This is a genomic window from Acinetobacter sp. HR7, assembly GCF_000773685.1.
GTDB lineage: Bacteria > Pseudomonadota > Gammaproteobacteria > Pseudomonadales > Moraxellaceae > Acinetobacter > Acinetobacter thermotolerans.
Map to the genome: position 1 here is coordinate 26223 of NZ_JPQO01000029.1, position 10968 is coordinate 37190.

General features: G+C 44.1%; 10 protein-coding genes. 1 reads left to right on the forward strand and 9 read right to left on the reverse strand.

Annotation, left to right across the window (positions count from 1 at the left end; genetic code table 11):
• Nucleotides 1–5: 5 nt before the first annotated feature.
• From GW12_RS02240 to hcaE, 7 genes are all read right to left on the reverse strand, one after another.
• The gene (locus tag GW12_RS02240) at nt 6–914 is read right to left on the reverse strand and encodes a DMT family transporter (RefSeq protein ID WP_034582849.1); all 909 of its coding nucleotides are present in this window, start codon (nt 912–914) and stop codon (nt 6–8) included.
• 286 nt (nt 915–1200) lie between these two features.
• Entirely contained in the window at nt 1201–2430 is a 1230-nt protein-coding gene (gene hcaD, locus GW12_RS02245; RefSeq protein ID WP_034582851.1) for a 3-phenylpropionate/cinnamic acid dioxygenase ferredoxin--NAD(+) reductase subunit, read from the reverse strand.
• 6 nt (nt 2431–2436) lie between these two features.
• A complete protein-coding gene (locus tag GW12_RS02250; RefSeq protein WP_034582855.1) occupies nt 2437–3402 on the reverse strand; it encodes a 3-carboxyethylcatechol 2,3-dioxygenase in 966 nt (321 codons plus the stop codon).
• Nucleotides 3403–3468: 66 nt separating this feature from the next.
• Nucleotides 3469–4284, reverse strand: coding sequence for a 3-phenylpropionate-dihydrodiol/cinnamic acid-dihydrodiol dehydrogenase (hcaB, locus tag GW12_RS02255; protein WP_034582859.1), 816 nt, complete (start codon nt 4282–4284; stop codon nt 3469–3471).
• Between the two features lie 2 nt (nt 4285–4286).
• Nucleotides 4287–4613 (reverse strand): 3-phenylpropionate/cinnamic acid dioxygenase ferredoxin subunit, encoded by a 327-nt coding sequence (gene hcaC / locus GW12_RS02260; RefSeq protein WP_034582862.1) that lies wholly within the window; start codon nt 4611–4613, stop codon nt 4287–4289.
• The gene (gene hcaF / locus GW12_RS02265; protein ID WP_004781816.1) at nt 4613–5131 is read right to left on the reverse strand and encodes a 3-phenylpropionate/cinnamic acid dioxygenase subunit beta; all 519 of its coding nucleotides are present in this window, start codon (nt 5129–5131) and stop codon (nt 4613–4615) included. The genes hcaC and hcaF overlap by 1 nt, the downstream gene beginning before the upstream one ends.
• The gene (hcaE, locus tag GW12_RS02270; protein WP_034582864.1) at nt 5128–6495 is read right to left on the reverse strand and encodes a 3-phenylpropionate/cinnamic acid dioxygenase subunit alpha; all 1368 of its coding nucleotides are present in this window, start codon (nt 6493–6495) and stop codon (nt 5128–5130) included. Before hcaE ends, hcaF begins: the two co-directional genes overlap by 4 nt.
• Nucleotides 6496–6774: 279 nt before the next feature.
• Here hcaE and hcaR point away from each other — a divergent pair, with 279 nt between their 5' ends.
• Nucleotides 6775–7683, forward strand: a complete 909-nt coding sequence (gene hcaR, locus GW12_RS02275; protein ID WP_034582866.1) for a DNA-binding transcriptional regulator HcaR — start codon at nt 6775–6777, stop codon at nt 7681–7683.
• A gap of 390 nt (nt 7684–8073) precedes the next feature.
• On the opposite strand, the gene GW12_RS02280 is transcribed toward hcaR, so the two are convergent.
• Together GW12_RS02280 and GW12_RS02285 are read right to left on the reverse strand one after the other, a co-directional pair.
• Entirely contained in the window at nt 8074–8934 is an 861-nt protein-coding gene (locus GW12_RS02280; protein ID WP_034582868.1) for an alpha/beta fold hydrolase, read from the reverse strand.
• Between the two features lie 281 nt (nt 8935–9215).
• Entirely contained in the window at nt 9216–10502 is a 1287-nt protein-coding gene (locus GW12_RS02285) for an OprD family outer membrane porin (protein WP_034582870.1), read from the reverse strand.
• Between the last annotated feature and the right edge of the window lie 466 nt (nt 10503–10968).

A 10968-nucleotide genomic window follows, 5' to 3' on the forward strand; every position in this document is an offset into this window, starting at 1 on the left:
ACTACTTAAACTTTAGAAAAATACTGTTCGCGCCATTCTTTCCAAAAGTACATCACAATCCCTAACATCACCACGGCAATACCGGCAAAGGCATGACTGCTGATGATTTCATTATTCAAGGTTGCACCAAGAATCAGGGCAATGATTGGAGTCATTACATTACTTAAAGACACTGTCGAAGCCGCCAGACGGCGAATCAGCCAGAAATAGCACAGCATCGCTACGATAGAAGACAGGATCATGGTAAAGCCAAAACCAAATAGCGCCTGCATACTTGGCATTTGGGTTGGGAAGGATTGCCAGATAAATGGAATGATCAACAAAGATCCCAATGAAGAAACGATCAAAGAACCCGTTGCTTGTGACATCGGTTTCAAGGGCGCATTGATCTTTTTCACCCAGAAGATTGAGCTGATATAGGACACCATGCTGATAAACATCAGCACCACGCCCCATGGATTAATTTTACTTTCGGCTGAGTCGGCAAATACAAAGCTCAAACCTGCGACTGCTACAAACATACCCACCCATTGTAGCCAGATCAAACGGTTGGTTTTCAGAATGACGTGCCCAATCAGACCGGCAACCAGCGGTGAGAAACCAAAGATTAGCGCCATTAAGCCTGAGGTTAAATAGTTCGCCGCCAGATAGATGAATAGCTGCGCACCGATCAGGTTCAAACTCCCGGCCACATAACTCTTCATGGAAGTGCGGTCAAAAGGCAAAGGATTGCGCATCGCAATAAGAATCGCCAGTGCCAGCACCGAAGCACCGAAGTAACGGATGATCAGCACCCACATTGGATGCACTTCGGCAATACTCCAGACAATCGCCAGTGGCGTTGCCGCCCAGATCAGCACCAGCAAGGCATAAATACTTGCCGTCACCAGCATGGGAGATGAATTTGAATTCATAAAGGACTCAATTAAATTTTAATCAGAAAGAATTGAACTGACTTCTCGCTCAAATCCACAATCAACAATACTGATGGCGGCAAGGATGCCGCCGCTAAACTGGGATATAGGGATATATCCTCAGTTTAGCAAAAGATTTTTGTTACTTTTCATCTTTGAAAAGTAAGCCAAACCGACACAAAGCCATTTCAAATCCCAATGGAATGTGAGGTCATGACAGCACAATCTAACAGACATAAAAAAGCAGACCCAAGTTGCCTAAGGTCTGCCCTTTTGTAAACTGAGATTATTTCACAAGTTTACGAAGATCCTGGCTAAGATCTAAATATTTATCTGCTTCAAAAGCTGCTTGCTTGCTGATCAGTTTTTTCAGGTGACGCATTTCTTTGGCAGCATTTACGGTAATACCGCCAACGATCACGCCATCAGTTACACCGAACAGCACAAATGATGATTCAGCACGCAATTCCGGATTGATTTCACCACGAACCTGCCATTCAGCAGCAGCCATATCACCTACGAACTGGTAGTTGATGTCGAGCTGATCTGTCCAGAACCATGCTGGGTTAGGTGTCGGATGCTCAACGCCCATCACGTGACGCGCAAAGATACCTGCTTGCAGGTTGGCATTTTCCCAAGTTTCAACACGACGGAATTCACCATCTGCGCGAAGCTGAGTTGCTACGTCACCAGCCGCATAGATGTCTGCATTTGAAGTCTGGCAGTTTTCGTTCACTTTAATCGCGAAATCCACATCCAGACCAGCTTCTACCGCTAGTTGCGCATTTGGCACGATACCGATACCGTAAATCACCGCATCGCCACGCAGCTCTTCGCCACCCTCAAGAGTCACCACAACTTCTTCACCGTCCAGCGCACAACCCGCAATTTTGGTGCTCAGGCGGATATCAATGCCTGCCAAACGTTGCTGTTCCAACAGGAACTCGCTTAGAACACGTGGAGAACAACGACCCATGACCATCGGACCCATTTCGATCACAGTCACTTCACATTCTTTGTAACGTGCAGATGAAGCCAGCTCAAGACCAATCACGCCACCACCGATTAAGATGATACGTTGACCTGGTTGCAGTACTGGCACCAGCGCTTGTGAATCTTCCAGGTTACGCAGGGTGTAAACGTGTTTGCCCAGCGCATCGAAGTTTGGCAGACGACGTGCTGCACCACCTGTGGCAAGCAACAGCTTGTCATAAGCAACAACGTCACCATTTTGAAGTTCAACCGTATGTGCTTCGGCGTTGATTTTTTTCACGCCATTGCCACGGATGGTTTCCACACCAAGTTCCGCCAGTTTTTCTTCTGACAGGATTTCAATCTTGGTTTCTTCAGGTTTTAGAATCACGTCTTTTGACAGTGGTGGACGTTCATAAGGCAGATGTTTTTCATCACCAATCAGGATGATCTTGCCTTCATACTTGTTGCCACGAAGTTCTAAAATCGCGCTTGCACCTGCCTGGCCAGCACCTACAATTACGATGGTTTCGATGTTGCTCATTTGAAATTAACCTTTTAACTCTGCAGATACGATGCCGAAGCCCGCAATCCATTCACTGATATCTTCATAACAGTGCGTTGTCATTTCGTATTCGCCCATTTCGCTTAAAGCAGCAAAAGCAGCCATCCACGAACGAACTTCCTGACCACCACGACCACCGTCACGGCGAATTTCAGCCTCAGTCATCGCTTCCAGTGCAGCGAAATCGGCATTCTTGAATTTTTCAAGCAATGCGATATCCCAGTCACGGTTTAGTGGTACTGCAACAGAAGTATCCCCTGCTGCCAGTTTTTGGCCCACTGCGATGATTTTGGACTGACGCGCGTTACGTGCTTCAGAAGTCGGGTTACGACCCGCAATCAGGAATTCTTCCACTTCTGGTGGTACAGAACCCATTTGTGGTGTTGGTGGATCATGAGAAAGACCGCCTGTACCCAGGACAAGTACACGCTCATTTTCAAGGTTCAGAGATTTAATGAACTGGCCTACAGCACGACCTAAAGCGATGGTACGCTTGGTGGTCGGCATTGGTGCTGCAGCACCATTAATGAAAACTGGGATCGTTGGATAACGATCAAGTTTGCCGTCGCACAGGAAGTGCAATGGCTGAGTCACACCATGGTCGGCTTGCATGCGATAAGAATATGCAACGTCCACACCTTCATCGAGTACACGGCGAACCAAAGCCAGTGCTTTGTCTTCTGGTACATCAATGTGGTCATTGTCTTTACCGTAGTCCCAGTCCCCTGCAGCTTTGGCGCGGATTCCCACACAGAAGCTTGGCATCAGGTCATAGAAGAAGCCATTGAAATGGTCAGGACCAAAAGTAATGATCAGGGTTGGGTCGTAAGCTTTTACTTCAGCCGCCAGTTTGGCAAAGGCGTCACGAACAACTTGTTCTTTACGCTTTTCCTGTGGTGAAGCAAATTCCATTAAAGGACTGTGCGAAGCACAAATGAGTTTAACGGCCATGAGAGACTCCTTAAAAGGAAGGCAGCCAAGAACAGGCTGCCGAAAAGTCCATTTCAGACTAGATTTTTATTCGTCAAAGAAACCTGCACGTGGTTGACGTAAACCACGAATTCCCAGACCACATTCTGCATTGATCAGAACGCCAGTCAGCGGACGGTTATTTTGACGAGATGCCAAGAGCACGTAGGAACCAGTCATGTCTTCAGGTTCAGGTAAGAAGTTCAGTGGCATGCCACGTGCGATTTTCTCAGGATCACGTGCATCCAGCAGGCCAAGATTTTCCTGGCCCAGTGACGCAGCACCTTTGATATTCACATTCATACCTGACGGAGCAACCGCATTCACTCGTACTTTAGGCGCAAGCTCGTAGGCCAATTCTTTCATAATGCCCACACCCGCATGCTTAGATGCAGTGTATACAGGGCCTCCGCCAGCGGAGTACAGTGCCGAATTAGACAAAGTAAATATGATAGAACCTTCAGAAGCGATCAATGCATCCAGTGCAGCTTTCGCGCCTAGGATCAGAGATTTGGTATTGATGCCCATAATCTCATCAAAGGCTTTTTCCAGCTGCTCACCAGAAGTATTGACGATATCTGCATAGTGATCCCAGATACCGGCATTACCTACGAAACAGTCGAGTTTACCGTAACGCTCTACAGTAGCTTGGACAGCACGGACGTTGTCTTCATAGTTGGCCACATCACCGGCAATCGCAAGCACGCGGTCACCGAAATGTGCTTTCAGTGCATCGACTTTAGACTGTGAACGCTGAAGAACGGCCACTTGTGCACCCTCTTCCAGGAAACGTTCTACCAGTGCCCAACCGAGACCTGAACCACCACCTGTGATCAGTGCAACTTCGCCTTGTAGCCAACCCATGATTACTCTCCTGCCATCTCTACATATAATGCGCCGTCTTCAACTACAACTGGGAATGTTTGAATTGGGTCAGTTGCTGGTAAGCAAAGTGCCTGACCGGTTTTCAAGCAGAAGCGAGCCGAATGAAGTGGGCATTCCACTGTACCATCGTCTTCCAGGTAGCCTTCAGACATAGAAGCATTACCGTGTGAGCAGCGGTCGTTCATTGCAAAGAATTCACCACCGTTGTTGAATACTGCCAGTGCATCGATACCGTTTACACCGCAGTCCACTTTCAACGCTTCGCCTTCGTCCAATTCGTCAACTTGGCAAACAAAAATCTTATTCATTAGAAGAACACACTCAGGTTATGTGAGTTATAGGTAACTTGGTCAAGGGTGATCTTACGGTTGAAGATCTGGAAGCCCAGACCGCCTTCAACTTTGCGGATCTTGTCATGACGTTTACCACAGTAAATCGTAACGTCTTTCTCTTTTTGAGTACGGTACAGAAGATATGTCACGTACACATCGTATTCGCCTTCCACTTCAGTTGGCTCAACAATCACGTTGCTCACCATGTGAGTAGTACGTGATGGAGGCTCTTCAGCCCAAGCCATACCAGTTTCCAGACGTGCAACACGACGTTCCAAAAGATCTTTCGTATCGTTGAATACCCAAGTTGTAGGTGGTTCAACTGAACGACGACGGTCACGGGTTTGAGCGTTTGGTGTAGTACGCAGGGTGTAAGAAATATCTTCAGCCAGCGTGTCTAACCATTCACGGAATTTCCAGTCATCAAGAAGCTTGGCTTCTTGATACAGGAACTGACTAATTTGGTGATGAAGTTCTAAGCTGATTTGACTCATTTCATAAGCTCCTTCTCATATTCGTCAGCCGCTTTTTCAACGTCTTCCCATTTTTCATGAATCAGCAGGTCTGCCCAACGGCGGTACATACCACGTGCTGCAGTCTCAGAGAAAATGTAGTTGGTGATACCAGGGATACCATCTTCACGTACTTTCTCGTTGCCTTTACCCATTTCCATGATCAAACGGTTTTGGCGAGCTTTGTAACCACGTAATACTTTTTGGATTTCGATCCAGTTCTCAGAGTCATCTTGCTCCAGGAAACCAGCAGGACCGAAAGCACGTGTTGCAGAACGTTCAAATGCTGCTTGAACGTCTTCTGGTGCGTCCGCATCACAGATACAAAATGCCCAAACTTCAGTTTTGTTAGGACCACGTGGGTGCCATACACGAAGAGTCGCAGTACCGTTCAACCAAGACAGTGTCGGGAACATGGTGTTGTGACCAGCTAGACGCAGTGCACGAATTTCACCCAGACGTTCTTTCACTTCTTCATAAGTTTCACGGAAGTAGTTTGCAACTTCGCCATCTACCCAAACGTTAGCATCTGGTTTTTCTGTGAAGAAGAAGCCTGAACCATGACCGCGTGAACCGTATTGGATCGCGTCTTTGGCAGTTTCCCAAACTGGACGAGCAGTTTGTGCAGCGCCTAATTTCTTAGATGATTCGTCGTCTGGTTTTGCACCCAGCACCTGAATCGCAGATGCGTGAGAGAACAGTGCGTGGTATTGGTCAGATGCGAACTGTTCAGCTGCGAATTTCCAGTTACAGTCGATTTCCCATTTGTGTACACCACCAACGATCACTGTACCGCCAGGACGACGATCAAGAACACCGTCCAGGTACCAAGCGATATCGCCCATGTATTCTTCTAGATCTGGAGTTGTTTCATCCCAGCATCCGAATACCAGGCCTTTGTAAGATTTAACACGGTTAACTTCTACCAGACCCCATTGCTCTTTACATGCACCATGTGGGTAAGCACGATCTTCAAGCGGAATGTCTTTCAGAGAACCGTCAATACCGTATGACCAGCCGTGGTATGGGCAAGTGAATGCACGGGTATTACCACAGTCAGCGAAGCTTACACGCATAGAACGGTGACGGCATTGGTTTAAGAATGCTTTGATTGAGCCGTCTTTTTGACGAGCCACGATGATTGGATCTTCACCCATGTAGGTGTTGAAGAAGTCACCGGCCTTAGGAATTTGGCTTTCATGGCAAAGGAATAACCATGTACGACCGAAGACACGTTCAAGTTCTAATTCGTAAATGTCAGGATCTGTATAGATAGATGGCGTGATACGTCCATTTTGTGCATCGACCAAAGCGTCGATTTCGCGCACATCAATTTTTCCACTCATGAAAAGCTCTCCTGTGACCAATCGTGGCACAAAGTAATAGACTCAACTTTTCAACGATGATGGATTTTTGAGGGGATTTGAGGAAATATTTTTTTTGTTTTAACTAATAGATTTCATCAATTATTTGGGCTGCACTATTTTCTATTTAAGCACTTTTTTCACGACACATACATTTACTTTCTGAATATCAAAATAATCTTCACCATATAGTTGTTTATAGACTATACTGCAAGAAAATTATAGTAATACATTTTTTGGATTACTCGGCGGGCTAGTTATATGGAATTACGACATCTTCGTTACTTTATTACCGTTGCTGAAGAATTGAACTTCAGTAAGGCGGCTCTCAAACTTTACACGGCACAACCTTCTCTCAGTCAGCAAATCAAGGATTTGGAAGAAGATGTCGGTGTAAAACTGCTGCACCGCACCAAACGTAAAGTTGAACTCACCGAAGAAGGTGCCGTTTTCCTTGAGCAGGCACGCCTAACTCTGGCACAGGCAGACAAAGCCATTGCCATGGCCCGTCAGGTCTCTCAGGCCAAGCAGCAGATGCTGCGGATCGGCTTTGTACCTGTGGCAGAAATGAAGATTTTCCCTTATGTGCTGCCAAATCTGCGTGTCCAGAATCCGGATCTGAAAATTGAGCTGCTCAGCTTAAACAACACTGAGCAGATGAAATTATTGAAAAAAGGTGAGCTGGATCTGACTTTTACCCGTCATAACTTCAATAGCGACGAGATTGAAAGCCAGTTCGTGCTGCGTGAACCGCTGATTTTCATCCTTCCAAAAGATCATCCGTTGGCGAAATATGACCGTATTCCGGTAAAAGCACTGAATGGCATTGATTTTATTATTCCTTCTGCAGAACAGTCGCTGACCCTGCACAATGCCATCCTCGACTTTGCCAAAGCCCATGGTATCGAATTCAATATTGTGCAAAAAGCAGACAATATTCTGTTTAACATCAACTCGATCGGCATTGGTTTGGGTTGTACCATCCTGCCAGGCTATATCGCACCACTGACCATGAATAACACCGTTATTCGACCTTTGGATGTAGAGCTGCCTTATCTGGACCTTTATGTCAGTTACCGCAAAGACAGCAAGTCTGTCGGCGTACAAAAATTCCTTGAATTACTGACACGTGTGTTCTATCTAGATATTAACCGCAACGAACAGGCCTAAGCCTTTAGGCGAAGATCAGCGCGCTTTCTGAACCATTCAAAAGCGCGTTTTTTTATTTTTCACGATTCAATTGAATATTTTTTAATCAAACATATTTGCTCGGATTTCGTATCTGCCGTGCTTCTCGCAGCAATCACAGCATTAAAAAAAACTATTAATCTGACAAAATTGATCAATTATCACCCAAATACCCCCTACCATTTACAACTTAAGTCTAATACGGTTTTTTGGACTGAAATAAAGGATTTAGACGCCAAAAATATTGTGTAAATTAGGTTTAAATCTAAATCAGGATTGAATGAAAATCGTACGCATTTTAACTCCGGAATGACATCTTTTAGATATAAAAAAAAGGATGACCGAAGCCATCCTTTTTAGACGAGATACGACTTATTTTACACCGCGAGCCGCCAGGTAATCTTTGATCACAGTGTTGAATTCTTCTGCTTTCTCAACTTGAGACCAGTGGCCACATTGACTGAAAATGTGCGCATCAGCATTTGGCACAATGTTCAGAATATCCCATGTACGAGAAACCGGAATGACCACATCCTGAGTACCGTGGATCAGCAGTACAGGCACAGTGATGTCTTTCATTTTTTCGAAATCTAGTGGGAATTCGAAACGGTCACGGTCACGTGCGCCAACTACGTCCATCAGACGGTCAGAAGCATAGTCGTTTTTCGCAGAGTCAAAACGTACTTTTACCAACTCATCAGTGATCAGGTCTTTGTTCACCACGAACATAGAAAGAGTTTTCTTGATGCCTTCTTCAGTCAGAACAGGGTTTGCGTGTGCTTTCAGTGCAGCAGTCTGTTTTGCACCACCAGTACCCATCGATACAATACCCAGAACACGTTCAGGATAATCCAGTGCCATCTGGAATGCTAACCAGCCGCCCAGTGAGTTACCGACTAACCAGGTTTTCTCGATACCCAGTGCGTCCAGCGTACGAACTGCATGGTCAACCCAAGCACGGATACCGTAAGCAGTACCAGGTGCAACAACAGTTTGACCATAACCAATGGTATCAATCGCGATACAACGCGCTTGCTCACCGATTGAAGGCAGGTTTAACCACCAGTTTGCAGCAGCAGATACACCAGTACCCGAACCGTGCAGGAATAGAATAGGTGTACCCTCACCCACTTCGTGGTAGTGAGTCAACTCACCTTCTGCAGTTTCAATCCATTTATCTTCTAAGCCAAAGAATGGATCTGTTTTATAATCAGGGATTTGAACAGTACTCATGTTGATTCCTCGTACAGTCTTTAGCTTGCGTGTCCATCTATTCAGAGGTCGACGTCAAGTTGACTCATTAAAAAATAACTTTTTACGCCCTTATATTAACCGCTCAGGGCGAGTCAACTGATACAAAATTACGATTGCATACTATAAAAAACTTATAATTTAAATTATTGTTTTATATGAATATTTAACAAATAAAACCTTATAAAAACTCAGGATTTAGACAGCAAAAATACAACAAAAAAGAGCGGAGCTTACGCCCCGCCTTTTTCGCATTCTAAATTTTAGAATTTATAGGTATAGGTTGTTGCAACACGATGTTCTTGTAAATCCGCAAAACCCGGTACATTGCGATAATCCACATCGATAAACATGTACTGGAAGCCTAAACCTTTCAGCTTACCTTCAGGTACCACATAATTTACGATCAGGTTGTTCTCGTCTTCTTTGCCACGTGTACCATTACCATTTTTGATATTCCAGCCATCATAATGACGTACAGTTGCAGTCAGACCCGGCGCACCTACATCCTTAAAGTCATAGGTATAGCCCAAGCTCCAAGATTTTTCATCCTGACGGATAAAGCTTGCTACAGACCAGTTGGCTAAATAAGGCTGTGGAACCCAACCCGATAAAGTTGGGAAAAACGGAGCCTGATCTCCATGCTCACCAAACATCTGTTGATAGCCAGCATCTACAGTATGATTACCGTGTGTCCACGCACCTTTTAATGAAAGTGCTTGGCTATCGATATCTCCGTACAGGGCATCACCTGACTCGCGGTTATCAAAATAACGCACATGAGTCGCAATCTTGTTGCTGTCATCTAACTTTTTATTGTATGCCACACCAAGATAGTTTTGACGGTAGATATTGGTCACATCACCATAAAAGTAGCTTAAGCCCAACTCAGGTGTAGCTTGGTAATCAATACCTGCGACATACATACCATCGCTATCACCAGATTTAAGCTGTTTGGTTTCTGTATTTAAAGCATTTGGCCATAATTTAAAATCATGTGCCTGATTTTCATAACGGGCATTAATACTATCCAGATAACCCAATGTGATTTTAGTTTTATCAATATCTTTAGATTCTAACCAAACACCATTATAAGTGGTTAGCAGTTGACGTGACGGGTCAAAGTGCACGACTGGTGTAGCCGGTAGAATTTCACCAACACGCAGTTCAGTTTCAGAAACTTTCGCTTTTAACGTAGCGCCTACTCGACCGAAGTCACGTGCCTGTTTACCATTTTCAAATGGCAGAATGTAATCATCATCACCACGATCACCACTTAAACGTACTGCATGTTGAACCAGTACATCTACGCCTACCTTCACCGGACCGATATCTGCATAACCCGATTTAGCGTCTAAAGTTACACCTTGTGACCAGCTACCAAAGTCCTGAGTTTTAGTTTTGTCTGATTGATCAATTTGACGATCTAAATAGAAATTACGTAATTTCAGCTGAACATTACTGTCGTCAATCAAATCAGCCTGAGCAGCTGTTGTTCCTAAAGTCGCTGTTGCAGCAATGATTGCTATCCATAAATTATGACGACGCATTTTCTTTGTCCTTAACCAACATAAGAAGTGATGGCAGCATCATGCTAAACAATGACTTGCTTTAAAATCCGACCACAGTATTACGATTTTTGTACAAATTAAGCTTCTAAATTTAAAGAGATATTTTTTTCATTTTTTAATATTTTTGAAATCTTAGAGATTTTTTCAGATTTGACTGATTAACGAAAATAACCCTTTGTTCTGTATTTCAAATTCTTTATAAAAATGCAATTTCTTCATCAAAATACCAATTTTTAATCGTTTTCATGTTTAAGACTTTCTATGATACTAAAAAACTATAATTTGTATTTATAAAAAATATTATAAGTATTTAATACAGGAGATTTATTGTGCAATTCAAATATTTATTTTTAACAGCATAAATGTGCAATAAATAACTTGAGCTCTTATTTTGTTGTTTAAATATTTTTAAATTTAAAGCATAAAAAAAAGCGCCCTTTCGGAC

Excerpts from the sequence above, each read along its gene's own strand:
- GW12_RS02240 (WP_034582849.1), bottom strand. The coding sequence starts at position 914 with ATGAATTCAAATTCATCTCCCATGCTGGTGACGGCAAGTATTTATGCC.
- hcaD (WP_034582851.1), bottom strand. The coding sequence starts at position 2,430 with ATGAGCAACATCGAAACCATCGTAATTGTAGGTGCTGGCCAGGCAGGT.
- GW12_RS02250 (WP_034582855.1), bottom strand. The coding sequence starts at position 3,402 with ATGGCCGTTAAACTCATTTGTGCTTCGCACAGTCCTTTAATGGAATTT.
- hcaB (WP_034582859.1), bottom strand. The coding sequence starts at position 4,284 with ATGGGTTGGCTACAAGGCGAAGTTGCACTGATCACAGGTGGTGGTTCA.
- hcaC (WP_034582862.1), bottom strand. The coding sequence starts at position 4,613 with ATGAATAAGATTTTTGTTTGCCAAGTTGACGAATTGGACGAAGGCGAA.
- hcaF (WP_004781816.1), bottom strand. The coding sequence starts at position 5,131 with ATGAGTCAAATCAGCTTAGAACTTCATCACCAAATTAGTCAGTTCCTG.
- hcaE (WP_034582864.1), bottom strand. The coding sequence starts at position 6,495 with ATGAGTGGAAAAATTGATGTGCGCGAAATCGACGCTTTGGTCGATGCA.
- hcaR (WP_034582866.1), top strand. The coding sequence starts at position 6,775 with ATGGAATTACGACATCTTCGTTACTTTATTACCGTTGCTGAAGAATTG.
- GW12_RS02280 (WP_034582868.1), bottom strand. The coding sequence starts at position 8,934 with ATGAGTACTGTTCAAATCCCTGATTATAAAACAGATCCATTCTTTGGC.
- GW12_RS02285 (WP_034582870.1), bottom strand. The coding sequence starts at position 10,502 with ATGCGTCGTCATAATTTATGGATAGCAATCATTGCTGCAACAGCGACT.